12 protein-coding genes and 2 tRNA genes are annotated in these 16898 nt (G+C 42.6%); 8 read left to right on the top strand and 6 right to left on the bottom strand.

The window, feature by feature from the left end:
- The first annotated feature begins 812 nt into the window (after window positions 1-812).
- Window positions 813-2639, top strand: coding sequence for a peptidoglycan DD-metalloendopeptidase family protein (locus IM475_RS06360; protein ID WP_287727109.1), 1827 nt, complete (start codon window positions 813-815; stop codon window positions 2637-2639).
- A gap of 91 nt (window positions 2640-2730) precedes the next feature.
- Window positions 2731-2804, top strand: a tRNA-Met gene (locus tag IM475_RS06365).
- 336 nt (window positions 2805-3140) lie between these two features.
- On the opposite strand, the gene IM475_RS06370 is transcribed toward IM475_RS06365, so the two are convergent.
- Entirely contained in the window at window positions 3141-3983 is an 843-nt protein-coding gene (locus IM475_RS06370) for a methyltransferase domain-containing protein (RefSeq protein WP_287659422.1), read from the bottom strand.
- A 207-nt stretch (window positions 3984-4190) separates the two neighbouring features.
- On the opposite strand from IM475_RS06370, the gene IM475_RS06375 reads away from it, so the two are divergent.
- The 3 genes from IM475_RS06375 (at window position 4191) to IM475_RS06385 (ending at window position 7616) form a co-directional block, all read left to right on the top strand.
- Window positions 4191-5396 (top strand): FAD-dependent hydroxylase, encoded by a 1206-nt coding sequence (locus tag IM475_RS06375; protein ID WP_287727031.1) that lies wholly within the window; start codon window positions 4191-4193, stop codon window positions 5394-5396.
- A 92-nt stretch (window positions 5397-5488) separates the two neighbouring features.
- A tRNA-Pro gene (locus tag IM475_RS06380) sits at window positions 5489-5562 on the top strand.
- Window positions 5563-5693: 131 nt separating this feature from the next.
- On the top strand, window positions 5694-7616 hold the full coding sequence (locus IM475_RS06385) for a S9 family peptidase (protein ID WP_287727032.1): 1923 nt from the start codon (window positions 5694-5696) through the stop codon (window positions 7614-7616).
- 378 nt (window positions 7617-7994) lie between these two features.
- Here IM475_RS06385 and IM475_RS06390 read toward each other — a convergent pair whose 3' ends face one another.
- The 3 genes from IM475_RS06390 to IM475_RS06400 form a co-directional block, all read right to left on the bottom strand.
- Window positions 7995-10133 (bottom strand): O-linked N-acetylglucosamine transferase, SPINDLY family protein, encoded by a 2139-nt coding sequence (locus IM475_RS06390; RefSeq protein WP_287727033.1) that lies wholly within the window; start codon window positions 10131-10133, stop codon window positions 7995-7997.
- Window positions 10134-10151: 18 nt separating this feature from the next.
- Entirely contained in the window at window positions 10152-10841 is a 690-nt protein-coding gene (locus tag IM475_RS06395; RefSeq protein ID WP_287727034.1) for a Uma2 family endonuclease, read from the bottom strand.
- 163 nt (window positions 10842-11004) lie between these two features.
- Window positions 11005-12288, bottom strand: a complete 1284-nt coding sequence (locus tag IM475_RS06400) for an aspartate aminotransferase family protein (protein ID WP_287727035.1) — start codon at window positions 12286-12288, stop codon at window positions 11005-11007.
- Window positions 12289-12414: 126 nt separating this feature from the next.
- Between IM475_RS06400 and IM475_RS06405 the strand changes: the two genes are divergently transcribed.
- Complete coding sequence (locus IM475_RS06405) at window positions 12415-13473, top strand: potassium channel family protein (protein WP_287659432.1); 1059 nt, start codon at window positions 12415-12417, stop codon at window positions 13471-13473.
- Here IM475_RS06405 and IM475_RS06410 read toward each other — a convergent pair whose 3' ends face one another.
- Both IM475_RS06410 and IM475_RS06415 read right to left on the bottom strand, forming a co-directional pair.
- Window positions 13474-13884 (bottom strand): PIN domain-containing protein, encoded by a 411-nt coding sequence (locus tag IM475_RS06410; protein ID WP_287659433.1) that lies wholly within the window; start codon window positions 13882-13884, stop codon window positions 13474-13476.
- The gene (locus IM475_RS06415) at window positions 13881-14642 is read right to left on the bottom strand and encodes a hypothetical protein (RefSeq protein ID WP_287727036.1); all 762 of its coding nucleotides are present in this window, start codon (window positions 14640-14642) and stop codon (window positions 13881-13883) included. Before IM475_RS06415 ends, IM475_RS06410 begins: the two co-directional genes overlap by 4 nt.
- A gap of 245 nt (window positions 14643-14887) precedes the next feature.
- Here IM475_RS06415 and IM475_RS06420 point away from each other — a divergent pair, with 245 nt between their 5' ends.
- Window positions 14888-15682: a DUF5131 family protein gene (locus tag IM475_RS06420; RefSeq protein WP_287659436.1), complete on the top strand. Its 795-nt coding sequence runs from the start codon at window positions 14888-14890 to the stop codon at window positions 15680-15682.
- 14 nt (window positions 15683-15696) lie between these two features.
- Complete coding sequence (locus IM475_RS06425; RefSeq protein WP_287659438.1) at window positions 15697-16599, top strand: three-Cys-motif partner protein TcmP; 903 nt, start codon at window positions 15697-15699, stop codon at window positions 16597-16599.
- Window positions 16600-16898: the final 299 nt, after the last annotated feature.

The following is a 16898-nucleotide window of genomic DNA, read 5'->3' on the forward strand; positions in this document are numbered from 1 at the left end:
AGGTTATTCTCCTCGTAGGTCTCGATGATCTTTTGTCGCAAGTCTAAAGAATAGGGCTTCATCGGGTCGTGGCTCCTGCCTAGGTCTATAATTTATTGTCCTCTTCTATTGTACCTCATGCAAGTGCATACCGCTATAGGATACCAACTATAAGGATAGTACGATCACCGCTCTTGTCGGGTGCAAAAACCCGCAGGTAACGCATCAATAATATCTTTGAGGCTCATCCCAATAATTTTCTCTAGCTTGGGGAATTTCTATGAAGAGCCGGTAGGCGTTAGGCTGTATTTGTTTTGACATCAACGCCCCGTATTGTTCTCGGTAAAACCCCACACCCCACACCCCACACCCCACACCCCACGAAAAACTTTTTGGGCAGACCCTAATTATTGCCCCCCCAATAGCCATCGTTGCCCCTTGCGAGCAGCGAATGATTAATAATTTCTTTCTAAACGGCAAAACCGATAAAAATTTTCTATCAAAAAACTGGCAAAAATTGGCAAGACGAAAAATGCTGATCAGCTTGGAACAACTGAGATAGAGCATCGTCAATCTGGACATTCAAAATGTCACCAACTTGCCGTGATCCCGGTGCTAATGGTCAGAGGGAGACTTGCATGATTGCAAAATCTAAGTTAGTCTCTCTTAAAAGTCACCTTTAGGTATTTTGACTAAAAAGTAAAGTTGTCTAACTTCTACTCTAGCCTCAAGGCTAATGCTGAAAGCTAGAATCATCGGCTTAATCCACTGGCTCTAGCTAACTCTTTACACCACAGGAGGTCTGTTTGAAAGAGACTTTTATCCACCCCCCCATCACATCCGCTACCCCAGAACAGAATTGCACCGCTGAGTCTAACCGAGTCCGTTACTCAGTTGCTCTGCTGGGATTAGCACTCTCCCTGGGAGTACCTAGCATTCTCAACTCCACCTCAGAATCAGCCCAGGCCGCCAATTCTCTACCCTTGGCATGGGAAGTGATCGACCTGTCCCAAAAAGCCAAGGATGCGGGTAAAAAACTCAAAGAACCGCAGATAATCCAATCCCAAGCACTTGCCACCGTCAAATTCATCGCCACATCAGTAGTTGAGCATCAGGTAAAACCGGGAGAATCCCTGTGGAGTTTAGCCGACACCTATCAAACCACCCCCACAGCGATCGCTACCCGCAATAATCTCTCCCCCCAATCCGATTTGATTATCGGACAAACTTTAAAAATACCCACTCCTGAGCAGTTGCCCTCGGCAGCCCCGGCAGCAACTCCTGAGCAGTTGGATAGTTCCTCTGCTAGTCTCCGTCAAACCCGTCAACGTCTCCAAGAAAGTTTGGCCGCCTTGCGGACCGAGGAAACCCCCCATCAGTCCAATTCTGGGGAAACAGTAATCGTTACTGAAACTACCGCTCTCGTTCCCGATAATTCGCCAACTGGTGTCGAGATTCCCGTTATTGCTCCCGAAGAATCCCCCCGACCAACTGGCCAGGTGATCCCGATTCCCGTTCCCACCCCTGAAAGTGATCGCCCGATAGCCACAATTCCCGTTAATCCTCCCTTGACAAGCAGACCGGAAATTCCCAGCGTTGCCCTACGAAATCCGGCTCCTGTGACTGAAATTCCCGCCGCTCCCAATCCTAGGGTCATAGTTCCCCCAGAAAACCAAGTTTATCGGGTTCGGCCCGGGGATACCTTAAACACGATCGCTCGCGCTCTCGGCATCACCCCCGCCGAATTAGCCAGGGAAAACGGCATTGACAACCCCAACCGGATTAAAGTCAATCAAACCCTAGTGGTTCCCGACCGCTCTGCCAACGCTAGAGTTAATCAAAATCTTACCCCCTTGGTCGGCGATCGTCCTAGGTTGTCCTTTAACCCCAGCAATCGACAAAATCCACCCCCGGAAACTGCCACCACGGAGACGGAAGAATTCCCCGAAAATATCACCGGCAGCTATCGGGAAAGATTGCGCCAAGAGGTGGCTAATCTGCGGGAAACTAACCTTTCGGAAACCCAGAAAAGTATCGCTATTCCCGTCGATAATCCCCCAGAAACTGTCGAGGATCGGCAAATAACCGCTAATCCCCAATGGACTGCCATTCGTTCGCGTTCTAACCAAAGCACCCCCCCGCAGATTATCGGTTCGGCTCCTACTAATGTGGAAGAATATAATGACCGCCTACGAATTCCCGTCGGCGAAACCGTAGAACCTTCCCTTCCTCCCCTCACTAATCCCGATGAGCATTTACCTAATCCCACCCCTATTTTTACTGGCTTTATCTGGCCCACTAGAGGTGTGTTAACCTCCGGTTTCGGTTGGCGCTGGGGCAGACCTCATCGCGGCATCGATATCGCCGGTCCAGTGGGTACACCAGTTGTGGCGGCGGCCGCCGGTGAAGTAATCGCCTCCGGTTGGAATTCGGGCGGTTATGGCAATCTGGTGAAACTGCGTCACCCCGATGGTAGCACCACTCTCTATGCCCATAACAGCCGTCTGTTGGTGCGTCGCGGCCAAACTGTTGAGCAAGGCGAGCCAATCGCCCAGATGGGTAGCACCGGTTTTAGCACCGGCCCTCACCTACATTTTGAGGTTCACCCCTCCGGCCAGGGCGCAGTTAATCCCATCGCTTTCCTGCCAGGCAGACGTTAAAGATACCCCCAAAGGGAAGATTTTTTCTTCCCTTTTTTGCTCTTGTGCAATTGGGTGATTATGTGTTATGATTGATAACTGTGTAAACAACGGCTTAGTAGCTCAGTTGGTCAGAGCAGGGGACTCATAAGCCCAAGGTCGGCAGTTCAAATCTGCCCTGAGCCATTTTAGGAAAACCTAAGTGTAGAATTTTAGAAATACAGAATCTTGCTTGAAGATTATCTCGTTCCCCGGTTCTACCTGATCACTGCCCCCCACCAAAGCCTTTTTTTTGATTTCTGGAAATTCGCACCCATAAGTATGGGAAAGGGCTTGACTTAGGCGGCGGTTTGCGTTATGCTTTTCTTATAATGGGAATCTGTGCAAGTTTCAATGATTGTCAGTATTTCCATTATGAATAAAATCTTTTAAAAATATTATCTCAAAATCTCCCCAGAAAAGCAAGCAAAATTTTGCCAATAATTGTTAAGTTTTGTTAAAAAGAAATGGAGAGATCAGCCTTTATTTTTTCCCTTGCAGTAGGCCAAAACGAATTAAACCCGACTCGTAACCGCGCCGCATTAACCCTAAAGATAAGGCCCCTTGGATAGTAGTGTAACCGCTTGCTAACAAACCAGCGATCGCATCTGTGCTGAGGGCCGAGTCAATCACCACATCCCAAAAGGCCGCCACCGATAGGGACCAATCATCGGTTTTTAGGTCTTGAAAGCCAACTTCACGGGCAATATCGGCGTATTCTGGCAAAGAAATCACATAGGGGAGACAATAAACCCGATAAATCTCGTTTAATAGTTTAATCTCCCCTTCCGTTAAATTACCGGCCAGGGAAGTGGTGGGACGATGACACCAAGTAGCCATCAAAAAAGTCCCCCCGGGCTGCAAAACCCGATAACATTCCCGCAGAAATTGCCTTTTATCGGGCATATGTTCGCCACTTTCCAATGACCAGACCAGATCAAAATTATCGTCAGGAAAAGGGGTTTTTAGGGCATCAGCCACACAAAAACTGACTTGTTCTTCTAAATTGAACTCTTGCGCTCTTTGGCTGGCTCTAGCGGCTTGTACTGGGGAAAGGGTAATCCCCACCGCTTGGCTGTGAAATTTTTCGGCCAGATAAAGACTACTGCCACCAATACCACAACCGACATCAAGAATCTGATTAGCGCCAGTGACATTTCCCCAAGTTAATAATTCTTCTATTAAATCAATTTGTGCCTGACGGCGATCGAGTTTAATCTTGCCGCCGCGACCATAGTAACCATGGTGCATATGTTCGCCCCAAATCCTTTCCCATAGTCCACTAGAGGAGTCATAAAAATCGGCTATTCGTTGATCAAGTTCCATGGTGATTTCCTAGTTAAGAGAGGCGCTCTTGCCAGAGAGCCAAAACACTTACTTAACCCTAACCCGAAACTCTCAACCACGGACAAAACCCTTGAAAGTCTCTCAATGGCTAGGTGGGGTGAAGACCATCAAACCCGACAGCAACCCCGAAAATCGTGTCAGAATAGATCAGTGTAGTCACTGATGATCTTTGAGAAAAATATTTATATGTTAAGACGGGACAGCTACGATTTAATCATTGTCGGGGGCGGTATAGTCGGAACCACCCTAGCGGTGGCTTTAAAAAATACAGGATTAAATATCGCTATGATCGAGGAACGTCCCCTAGAGGTGGCCGCCTCCCGTCGTCAAGCTTATGCCCTCTCGTTGATGTCCAGCCGGATTTTTACAGGCTTGGGTATCTGGGATAAAATCTCGCCCAGTATCGGTAAATTTCGTCATATTCGCCTTTCTGATGCCGATTACCCGATTTTTGTCCCCTTTGTGGTCGATGAGCTAAAAACCGATTATTTAGGCTATGTGGGCGAACATCAAGTGATTTTAACCGCCCTGCACAAGGCCAGCCAAGATTGCGATCGCATTGACTGGTTATCCCCTGCCAAAGTGTTAACAGTGGAGTACGGAGGAGAAACAGCCACTGTCACCCTGGAAGAAGCCGGTCAAACCCGAAAAATCACCACAAAATTAGTCATCGGGGCCGATGGAGCTAGATCCGCTATCCGGCAAGGGGCGCAAATTAAAACCAAAGGTTGGAAATATTGGCAATCCTGTGTCGCTTTCACCATTAAACATCAACTCGATCGCAACGATACCGCCTTTGAAAGATTTTGGCCCACCGGTCCGATGGGCATTTTACCGCTCCAGGGTAATCGCTGTCAGATCGTTTGGACAAATCCGCATGGGGAAGCGAAAAAACTGCAAGAAATGCCCGAAGCGGAATTTATCAAGAAATTAGAGGCATATACGGGGGGATTACTGGGAAAACTCGAATTAGTTAGCCCCCGCGCTCTCTTTCCCGTACAGTTAATGCAGAGTGATACTTATGTTAAACCCCGACTGGCTTTAATTGGTGATGCCGCTCACTGTTGTCATCCCGTCGGTGGTCAAGGTTTAAATTTAGGCATTCGCGACGCGGCCGCTTTAGCGCAGGTATTAAAGGAAGCAGCGGAAAAGCAAGAAGATATAGGAGCGCTTTCTACCCTAAAATCCTACGAAAAATGGCGTAGATCGGAGAATTTAGCGATTTTAGGCTTCACGGATTTTCTTGATCGCCTGTTCTCCAATAACTGGCCGCCCATCGTTGTCATCCGTCGTCTAGGATTGGCAATGATGCGCGGTTTCCCCCCGTTGAAATTGTTTGCCCTGCAATTAATGACGGGATTAAAAGGACGTATTCCCCAATTAGCTAGATAGCTGGCCGCTAATTCCTGGAATGGGGGAGAAAGGAAGAAAAAAAAAGCTTGCAAAATGCTGCGATTATCGCTATGATGGTTAAGGTTCAATATCGGGGCGTAGCGCAGCTTGGTAGCGCACTACTTTGGGGTAGTAGGGGTCGTGGGTTCGAATCCCGCCGCTCCGATTGCAGGAAAACAGAGAGTTAGGTAGGGATGCAGCCAATCCCTACTTTGTCCTGTTTACTCGAAATTTTCTTAATTTATCAGCCTTTCTGATCAAGTTAGTTCACCATTAGGATCACTGCTTTAGTCGAAAATGTCTCATCAAATATCAGCTTACGGTTCCTGGAAATCGCCGATTACTTCCGATCTAATTGTGGCAGCATCGATTAGTCTTGGCGGTGTAACTCTAGATGGAGAAGATATTTATTGGTTAGAAGGCAGACCACAGGAAAAGGGGCGAAATGTTTTAGTTAAATTAAACCCCGACGGCACAACCACAGAAATCACCCCAGCACCTTTTAATGTGCGAACTCGTGTCCATGAATACGGGGGAGGTTCCTATCTAATTGTTGCCGGAATTATCTATTTTTGTAATTTTGCCGACCAAAGAATTTATCGCCAAACTGCCGATAGTTTACCCCAACCTCTGACCCCAGAAAATTCCTGTCGTTATGCGGATTTAATTCTCGATAAATTTGGCAATCGTTTAATCTGTATTTGTGAAGATCATAGCCAAAAAGATCGAGAACCAGTTAATAGTATTGTCAGCATCGATGTGGATACGGGAGAAATAAAAACTTTAGTATCTGGCGATGATTTTTATACCTCTCCTCGCTTAACTGCCGATGGTTCTCGATTAGCTTGGATTAGTTGGAATCATCCTAATATGCCCTGGGATAGTTCTTTTCTCTGGGTGGCGGATATTAATAATCTTTATTTAAGTAATATTCGGGTCATTGCTGGTGGTGAAAATGAGTCAGTATGTGAACCGCGCTGGTCTGCCGATCAACAGTTATATTTTACCAGCGATCGCAATGATTTCTGGAACTTTTATTGCTTTAAACACGATGAACAAATAGAAGCAGTTCTCGAACGGATCGAGGCTGAATTTGCCTATCCTCATTGGGTTTTTGGTTTATCTAACTACGGCTTCGCCGGGGAATCCCAGATTATTTGTAGCTATACAAAAGATGGTCGTTGGTATTTAGGAAGTATCGATACTGTTAATCGAGAATTCCAAGAAATTATTACTGCTGATACTAACATTTCTTCCCTACAAGTTAGCGATAACAAAATAGTTTTTATTGGCGGTTCTTTCAGGGAAATAACGGCGGTTGTCTCAATGGATTTAGCCACAGGAACTAGAGAAATTCTCAAATCTTCCAGTAATTTAACCATTTCTAGCGATTATTTCTCGATTCCGGAAATGCTCGCTTTTCCCACCAGTCAGGGACTAACGGCCTATGCTTGGTATTATCCCCCGAAAAACCCCGATTATACCGCCCCCAATGGCGAATTACCGCCCCTTTTAGTCAAAAGTCACGGTGGACCGACGGCCGCGGCTACCTCTAGTTTAAGTCTAAGGGTGCAATACTGGACCAGTCGCGGCTTTGGCTATCTAGATGTCAATTATGGCGGTAGTACGGGTTATGGTCGTCAATATCGTCAGCGTTTGCAGGGAAATTGGGGAATTGTCGATGTGGAAGACTGCATCAACGGGGCAAAATATTTGGTTAATCAGGGATTAGTCGATGGGGAAAGATTGGCAATTTCTGGAGGCAGCGCCGGGGGTTATACAACTTTAGCAGCCCTAACTTTTCATGATACTTTTAAAGCAGGAGCTAGTTATTACGGAGTTAGTGATTTAGAGGTTTTAGCCACCGATACCCATAAATTCGAGTCGAGATATTTAGATAAATTGGTGGGACGTTATCCCGAAGAAAAGGAAATTTACTATCAGCGCTCGCCTATTCATTTTACCGCTCAGTTATCTTGTCCGGTGATCTTTTTCCAAGGTTTAGAAGACCGAGTGGTTCCACCCAATCAAGCGGAAATGATGGTAGAAGCTTTAAAAGCAAAAGGTTTACCCGTCGCTTACGTTCCCTTTGCGGGAGAACAACATGGATTTCGTCAAGCTGAATCGATAAAACGAGCATTAGATGCAGAATTTTATTTTTATTCCCGTCTCTTTGGTTTTACTCCTGCCGACAATTTAGAACCCGTAGAAATTAAGTAGTCGTGCCAAGTTAATTTACTAGGTCAGTAATCGGTGAACAGGAGATCTAGACCTAATATTATCTAAAGACTAAAAGTCTTTCTAGTTAGGGCTTGCTGAAAATTACTGTAAGCCTTACTAGAAAACGGTTTTGAGACTTTTTTGGCCAAAAAAGTGCCAGAAACAAACGTTGAGAAATCGATCCGAGGGACTCAAAATCCTTGCACTTTCATTTGACTCCCGACGACCGACTCCTAACCCCACCAACAAACTTTTTCAGCAAACCCTAATTAATTGGCAAGAGTTCTATTAAATCCTCTAATCTTTTTAAACTCCCCGACGCTGAATTTTTCTTGCCCCGATTCGATACTTTATTGATTGCGAATAACTTTCTCATTATCAATTTCCCTCCCAGATTTTTAAATAGGCATTTTCCATATTTTGGGCGAATTTTTTCCCTTGCCAGAGGGGGGCTGTGTCACGATTTCCTAACAGTTGATGACTGATGTCTTGACGAAAGGCACGATCGAGTCCTAATTTTACTCCCCAGTCGATATATTCTGCCTCATTCCATCCAATTCCGGCTTCAATACCAGCATTAATCATAAAAGTATAACTATTGCGGGCGGAAAATTGTTCTCCTACCAGTGTAACTAAAGGGATTCCTTGCCATAAAACTTCTAAGGTGGTGGTAGCGCCATTGTAGGGATAGGTATCTAAAACCACATCGGCAATCCGTAAATTAGCGCGATGGGTATATTCATCTATATCTCTCGGTAAAAACCGCAATCTTTGGGGATTAACTCCCTCCCGAATCGCTATTTCAGTAAATAATTCTTGAATTTTTTCAGTCTTACCGACTCCCTTAATCAGAAAATAACTATTAGGCACTTGTGCGAGAATTTTCATCTGAAGTTTAATAGTATCAGGATGGCGTTTCATGCCACTTTGTACGGAAAAATAGATGGTAGCATCGGGGGGAATTTCTAAATCTTCTCGACGGAGATTGGGAGTGCCGATTTCAAAACCATCCACTGCTAAATATGTCTCTGGTAAACGATAGATTTTTTCTCGATAATATTCCTCCGCTTGCTGGGGTAAAACGTAGGGATCGGCGATATAGTAATCTATAGTTGCTAATCCAGAAGCATCCCAACCTAACCAAGTCACTTGTTTTGCTGCGGGTTTCAGGGCGATAATCTGATTGGTGAGATTATGGGTTAAACTATCTAAATCTACTAGAATATCTATCTGATCCTGTTGAATTTGTTGGGCAACTTCTAGGGGATTTTGAGCGTAGGGAAAATGACGGATAATATCTCGGCTATCCCGGAACCATTGACGGGTAATTTCATCTTCTTCTTGGTTAATAGTATAGATGGCTATTTGCAATTTTTCTCGATCATGATGGTGAATTAACCAACGACTTAACCAACCGACAGAATGATGTTTTAAAGTACTAGCAAGATAACCAATCGTTAGTTTTTCTGGAGCTTTTTTGCTTGTAACTAAAGGAGTTTTTAAACTATTATTATCAAGGAAAATTTCGGCGACGCGATTAGTTAATTGTCGGTTGGCTAAGGCTCGATCGCCTAGGTAGGGTAGGGGACTAGAAACATTGAGAAAGCTAGTTTTAATAATCGGTTCTAGAGTAATATTTTTCCGACGGGTTAATTCCTGTAATAAATTCTGATATTCTTGATAGATATGATCAATTTCTTGCCAAACTCCCCAGCGCAAAAGTATTAACAAAATTAGATAATTACTGTATAACTTTAGGGTTGGGGTTAGACAAATTTCTCGCAACTGATAGGCAGTTATTAAAGAATTATCAAAGTCTTCTGCTAAAATATAGAGGTTAACCAATTGTTCCAAAAGACTCAGATCATTTGGTCTTAATTGCAGACAAAGTTTAATAATTTCTACTCCAAAAGCGGGACTTTGTTGCTCGTTGGTGACTCGTGCTGATATCTGAAAAGCTTGCGGGATAAAACTATCGGCTAATTCCCCTAGGTAAGGTAAACTTGCTTGAGCTAAATCTAAAGTTAATTCATGGGGATATAAAAGACTTTTGAGAACTACATTTAAAAGCAATTCTCGATTAGGATTATATCTGAGATTCTCTTGAATAGGATAATTAAGTAGTTCTCCCGGATCGAATATTTCTAAATCTAAAGCTAAGTCGAATAAAGCTAATAAATTATTAATTGACTTGGGAACAATTTCCTGTAGATGATAGCGAAAATATTCTACGGCTGCCAGATCACCTTTTCTTTGTTGTCGTCGCGCTTCTGCGTCTAAAACCGCTTCTAATTCTGCTTGCCATTGCTTAACTTCTTCCAGATTACCTTCCCTTAAAACATTTTGCCACATCACCTGTGCCTCTGCTGCTAAATTTTGCAGAAGATAGGCAACTCCCAAGTACCAATAGTCAGAAACATTTTCAGGATTGTTATCGATTAGTTCCTCGTAGATTGCCGCAACTTGAGGATAATCTTCGGCAATTAAAGCTTGATAAGCGTCAGGATGCCAATTCATAAATTTAAATATCAATTATTATTTTTTTTGAGATAATATCTTCAGAAAATCTTGATGTTCTTGACTGGCTAAACCTTGCTGTAAAACTGTCAAAACCTGTCCTAAGTTACCCGCTAATAAAGCATTAACATCTAACCAAAGACCGGGGAAAACCTGCGAGTAAATTATCCCTCGACTATCGGGTTCAAGTTTAATATATGCTCCAGCATTTAATCGGAACCAATCTAATTGACGTTCATAAACTCGCCAAACAAGATATTCTTGCACTTGATTACGACGATAAACTCGCCATTTATTGTGGAGATCATAGGAAGCAGTAGAAGCGGCGATTTCTACGATTAATTCCGGCGCACCTTCGATATAATCATCGTCACTAATAGTTGATTGTCCAGCAATTTTAATTCTTAGTAAAGCATCTGGTTGTACTTCATTATCTGCATCCAGACGCACAGTAGTATTATCCGCAGACATCACCCCAATTGTGGCGGCTTTATAGACCCCTAACCAAGTTAAAATATCAGAATGAGGTTCTCCATGACTCCGCACTCGCACAGGAGAAGACATATAAACTATTCCTTCAATTAATTCGGCTTTTTTTACTTCAGAAAGGTTCTGATAACGACGCTCAAATTCCTGGCGACTTAGTTGATCACCATTTTCCAAAGGAGGGGTTTTAGGGAGAGAATAAATAGGTTCAGAAGTGATCATTTTATTTGCCCCGAACAACAGTAGATTTATCCTCCCCTAGTCCAGTGAAAAGGTGACAGTTAGGGAAGAAAGCTCAAAAAGAATTGACTCATAACTGGAAACTGTCAACTTAAAACTTACATCCGATAACTGATAACTGATAACTGATAACTGATAACTGAAATTAAACCACTTTAGCGATGGCTGCTTCTAGCTTATCCATAGCCTCATCTACTTCTGTTTCCGAGACAATTAAAGGAGGTACAAAACGGAGGACTTTCGGACCTGCGGGAGCAATTAATAAACCCTCTGTCAAGGCTGCATTAACAATAGTAGATGAAACTAACTCACTTTCTGAATTAATTTCCAGACCATTAATTAAACCCCAACCGCGCACATCAACAAATAGATGGGGATATTGAGAAGCAATCACGCGTAAACGGGCCCGTAATTGTTCCCCTCGCTGCTGGACATTTTCGAGAAGATGATCCCGTTCAATGGTTTGTAATACTGTTAAAGCTGAGGCACAAGCGAAAGGATTACCTCCAAAGGTACTCGCATGACTACCCGGTTCAAACACATCACAGAATTTTCTGCACATCATCGCACCGATGGGAATACCACCCGCTAAACCCTTAGCAGAAGTGAAAATATCCGGTTCCACTCCTAAATTCTCATAACCCCAGAGTTTACCAGTTCTTCCGACTCCCACCTGTACTTCATCAAAGACAAGCAAAATGTTATTTTCGTCGCAAATTTGCCGTAAACGTTGGAAATATTCGATATCCCCTGGACGAACTCCCCCTTCACCCTGCAGCGGTTCCAACATAATCGCAGCCACCCGACGATTACCCTCATCGAGATCAGCGATCGCATTTTCCACCGCTTCGATATCATTATAGGGAATATAGGCAAACCCCGGCATCAGGGGTTCAAAGTCTTTTTGATACTTCGGTTGACCGGTTGCGGTGATGGTAGCTAAAGTCCGACCGTGAAAACTAGCGTGAGCGGTTAAAATCACTGGCTGTTCGAGGAAATCTAGCACCGTATGGGCATATTTTCGTACTAATTTAATCGCCGCTTCGTTCGCTTCCGCACCAGAATTACAGAAAAAAACTTTATCAGCGCAGGAATGATCGACAATCCATTTAGCTAGTTCCCCTTGTTCGGGAATATAGTATAAATTCGAGACATGATGGAGTTTTTGGATTTGCTGGCTAACCACTTCAATTAAAGCAGGGTGCGCGTGACCGAGGGTACAGGTGGCAATTCCCGCGACAAAATCAAGGTATTGTTTCCCGGAAGTATCCCAGAGAAGACAGCCTAACCCTTTGGCGATCGCAATGGGAAAACGACCATAAGTATTCATCACATAGCTGTTAAAACTATCTCGATCAAAGGGTTGATTCGGGTTTAAATTGGGAGTGGGATCAACTAGGGTTGGTTCTAAAAGGGTTTCTGGACTCACTGGGGAACTCCTGCGCGATTAGACATAGGGGAAATTATAATCAAATCCGTCTGAGAAGGACGGGTTATTTAGATTAAAAACTGATTTCATTGTAAGTTACTAGACAGTCCTAGGGGTGAATTTTGCTTGTCTATCAGTGAAGATAAATATCGTCGTCTGCGTCAGGAATTAATCGGGGGAATTTTTGCCCTGATCGTGGTATTTTTGCTGGGTACGCTTTGGTATCATCTGATCGAGGGTTGGACTTTGCTAGATTCGGCCTATATGACGATTAGTACCCTCGCTACCGTCGGTTTTGGCGAAATTAATCCCCTAGGTGAACGGGGACGACTGTTTACAATGGTTTTGATTATCATGGGAGTAGTCAGCATCGGTTATATTGTTAATCGCTTGACCGAAGCTTTAATTCAAGGCTATTTTCAAGAGGGACTCAAACAGAGACAGGAGAAACGCTTGATCGATCGACTATCAGAACACTATATCATCTGTGGTTTGGGTCGCACGGGGAGACAGGTGGCGATCGAATTTTACGCGGAAAATATTCCTTTTGTAGTTATTGATACAGACCCCCTACAGGTAAATCGGGCCAAAGAATTAAATTATATTGTTGTTCAAGGAGATGCTACCTTAGATAAATCTTTACAAATGGCAGGAATCGAACGCGCTATTTGTATTGTGGCCGCTTTAACTTCCGATGCGGAGAATTTATATACAGTTTTGTCTGCTAAAACTCTTAATCCGAAAATCCGCGCCATTGCTAGGGCCAGTACCGAGGAAGCAGTACAAAAATTACAACGGGCCGGGGCCGATGCGGTAGTATCTCCCTATATTACCGGCGGTAGAAGATTAGCGGCCGCGGCCCTACGACCGCAGGTGATGGATTTTGTTGATGGGATTTTAACCGGAACCGATCGATCGTTTTATATGGAAGAATTTTTAATCGATCCGAGGACTTGTCCCTGTGTCGGTTTAAGTCTTAGTCAAGCACATTTAAGATCTCGATCGGGGGCGTTAGTTTTGGCTATACGTCGCGCTGATGGTACGCTAATTGGGGGACCGACTGGAGATACGGAATTAATGGCCGGGGATCTGTTAATTTGTATGGGAACGGCCGAACAATTACGCAGTTTAACTCAGATTTTAATCCCTATGCGATCGGATGGTTTACGTTTACCGAAGCATTAGTTAAAGAATCGATAAAAAATCGGCTGGTAGCATTGCGGGAACAGGGGAAGCGGCAAAATCTCTTAGGTTTCGCGTTATGATTATTTCTAGCTTTTCCGATTCAGCAACGGCACTGGTAACGGCATCTTCAAAATCTTTCATCTGACTTGCCAATGCTTGCCTAATTATTGCGTCTGTCACCCTAGCAACTTGCAAATTCTCTAGAAGAATTATAACCAACTTTCTTGAGCTTTCCCTTCCGTTTTGTTTAGACAAAATATAATAAATATTAGTGACGGCATGACCATAAATATATCCTTGAGTTTTACCTGTTTTAACTGTATTTAATGCTTGTACAGATGCTGGAAAATGTGGTTCACGCTTACCCAAAACATCTAGCAATACATCACTATCGAATAAGACTCGTTTCACCGATACTTCTCCACTAAATAATCAATATACGATTCTTTTGGGTCTTCTGATCCTAAATCAACAACCCCCACTAAGTCTCTTGTCCAAGGATCAAGATCGCTTAAGTCATCTGTTAGGGAATGAGAGGTAGTTTCTGAGGATACATTACTAGGATTAAATCGCTCTTGAATTCTGAAAATTATTAAACTACTATAAGCTCTCAGTTGGGTGACTAAAGATTTGTCAGTATCTTGGAAATATTCGGTTATAGTACGATTAGAAACCGATAGAGCATTTTTAGCTCCCTGGTAAATTTGCTCTAATTCTGAATCGGCAAACATATCAATAAACACATCTATCGTTTCCGAGAGAATGCGTGAACCTTCCACCACTCTGATTAAATCGGCTTTTTCTTCACCAGTCTTTCCCTCATTGATCTGAGCAAGGCTGATAAATAATTGATTATAGGCAGTAATTTGATTAGTAAATTGGTCTATATATTGGATTAACTCCAGTGCTGAATCCTCATCTCTATACTGTTTCCATACCTGAAACCATAATTTATTAATTTGATAAAATATATCGGCTCTTGCTTGATAAGTTTTAGAGTTATCCTTAACTTGCTCAACTAAAATCTTAGTTTCTTGTAGTAAATTATCCAGTATTATCCGATCAGAATCGGTGACAATTTGATCGAGTTTATCTGTAATATCTTGCAGATTTTCTAACAAAAATTGTCCTAAATTTTCCCGTTCGACTGAAGTTTGCCGACTATTCATCGTATTTACCTCTCCTAAGACTGACGATCAAACAGAAATGAGTAGTCAAAATAATCAGCCCTCAACTTCCATTGTAACGATTTTAGGGTCTAAAGGGGTGATTATAGTTACTATAGCCTCTGAGGGAGATCGGGAGAGATCAGGCAGTAGCATTAATTTTTGTCAGCCTTTGATCCTATTTAGATAATTTGTACTATAATACTTTGTTAAAAGTTTAACCTTATATTGAAGTATCTGGTAAAAAAATGTCAAGTAGTAAAACTGGTATTGAATGGACGGATAAAACTTGGAATCCCACCACTGGTTGTACAAAGGTGAGTCCGGGGTGTCGTCATTGCTATGCAGAAGCAATAACAATGCGTTTTCCAGGAAGTTTTCCCACGGGTTTTAATTTTACTATTCATCGAGAAAGACTAGAACAGCCGAAAAAATGGCGCACACCGAGTCGAATTTTCGTCAATTCGATGAGTGATCTTTTTCATGAAGATTTAGACTTTGGCTATTTACAGGAAATCTTTGCGGTGATGCGAGACACTCCTTGGCATATTTATCAAATTTTGACTAAGCGTCCTCAAAAACTAGCAACTTTAGCAGATAAACTGGAATGGTCGGAAAATATCTGGATGGGTGTCTCTGTAGAAAGTCAGCAATATACCCATAGAATTGAGGCTTTAAAAACAGTACCAGCCAAAGTACGTTTTCTTTCCTGTGAACCTCTTTTAGGACCACTAAATCTGGATTTATCGCTGATTGATTGGGTTATTGTTGGCGGTGAATCAGGCTATCAACATCGTCCCATAGAGCCAGATTGGGTTAGGGAAATTTTGGCTCAAACCAGAGAATCTAAAGTTGCTTTTTTCTTTAAGCAGTGGGGTGGTAACTATTCCAAAGCTGGTGGTAGAATGCTTGATGAGCGTATTTGGGATGAAATGCCTGTGGCTTGGAACGAACACAATGCTAAATGGACAATCAGAGCAGGTTCCTCCCTAAAAAAACTCTCAAAAAATAAACAACAAGATAATTTATTAACATTGACCTAAACAAAGTTATCGATATGAGTCAACGAGGGCAAGAAGGCGAAGATATTATTGGTAAATGGTCTGAGGATAAGTTAGATTTACTCGCTCAGTATCTCAATGCTTATTCTGTGATCATGAATAATCAAAAAACTCCCAAGAATCCCAGAAAAAAACCTTGGCTTAAAGCTTATTACTATATAGACGCTTTTGCTGGTTCCGTGAGACCAACAGCGAAGGAAGATGAACAACGATATATTGAAGGTTCTCCCCTGCGTGCTTTGAGAACAGAACCACCATTTGATGGTTACTGGTTTATTGATACTTCCCCTCAACGCACCGAACGTTTAGAACGTTTATGTGAGGAGTTTTCTGTCCGTGAAATTCATGTCTGTCGCGGTAACTGTAATGAGATTTTATGTAACGATATTATACCCAATTTACTGCTCAAGAAAAAATTTACTCAACGAGCTTTTGTTTTTTTAGATCCCTATGGATTACAAGTAGATTGGGAAACTATTATCAAATTAGCAGAAACTAAAGCTTGCGATATTTTTATTAACTTTTCGTTGATGGGCGTTACTCGGCTTTTGCCAAAGGATCAAGAACCAAAAACAGAGGCATTAGAACGGTTGAATAAAGTAATGGGTAACGTAGATTGGCTAGAGCAAATTTACCAACCACCACAAAATATTCAATTAAATTTGTTTGATAATCAAGAACCTAATGCCAGTCGTGACAAAATCTCTGCCGATAGATTAGCAGATTTATATACAGAAAGATTAAAAACACTTTTTCCCTACGTTAGCAACCCAGTTATCATGAAAAATTCTAAGAATGCCGCTTTATATACTTTGTGTTTAGCCAGCCACCGTGAAGCTGCTATAAAAATTACTAACGATATTTTTAAACGTTACGAAAAACTAAAATTACAAGGATAATTTTTGGTTTTTATATTTCAAGTCAAACTCGCTCAAACTTGAGTAGTCAAAATCATCAGCCCGCAACCTCCATTGTAACGATTTTCGGGACTAAATCCTGTTGAAAAGGTATAGGAGAGTGGGAATTATGAATTATCAATTATAAATTATCAATTATCAATTATGAATTATCAAGTGGGGAGAGCCGAGAGGGGAGAAAAAAGCTGACTCGGAGAATACTGACTCCTGACTCCGAGACTACTGGCTCCTTACTCCTCAACCTAACGTCTGTCAGGAATTGAGAAATTGAGGATGAGATG

It is taken from the genome of Microcystis sp. M061S2, from assembly GCF_020245605.1.
GTDB lineage: Bacteria > Cyanobacteriota > Cyanobacteriia > Cyanobacteriales > Microcystaceae > Microcystis.

Coding starts and splice junctions, on each gene's coding strand:
- IM475_RS06370 (WP_287659422.1), bottom strand. CDS start 3,983: ATGGAACTTGATCAACGAATAGCCGATTTTTATGACTCCTCTAGTGGA.
- IM475_RS06375 (WP_287727031.1), top strand. CDS start 4,191: ATGTTAAGACGGGACAGCTACGATTTAATCATTGTCGGGGGCGGTATA.
- IM475_RS06385 (WP_287727032.1), top strand. CDS start 5,694: ATGTCTCATCAAATATCAGCTTACGGTTCCTGGAAATCGCCGATTACT.
- IM475_RS06390 (WP_287727033.1), bottom strand. CDS start 10,133: ATGAATTGGCATCCTGACGCTTATCAAGCTTTAATTGCCGAAGATTAT.
- IM475_RS06395 (WP_287727034.1), bottom strand. CDS start 10,841: ATGATCACTTCTGAACCTATTTATTCTCTCCCTAAAACCCCTCCTTTG.
- IM475_RS06415 (WP_287727036.1), bottom strand. CDS start 14,642: ATGAATAGTCGGCAAACTTCAGTCGAACGGGAAAATTTAGGACAATTT.
- IM475_RS06420 (WP_287659436.1), top strand. CDS start 14,888: ATGTCAAGTAGTAAAACTGGTATTGAATGGACGGATAAAACTTGGAAT.
- IM475_RS06425 (WP_287659438.1), top strand. CDS start 15,697: ATGAGTCAACGAGGGCAAGAAGGCGAAGATATTATTGGTAAATGGTCT.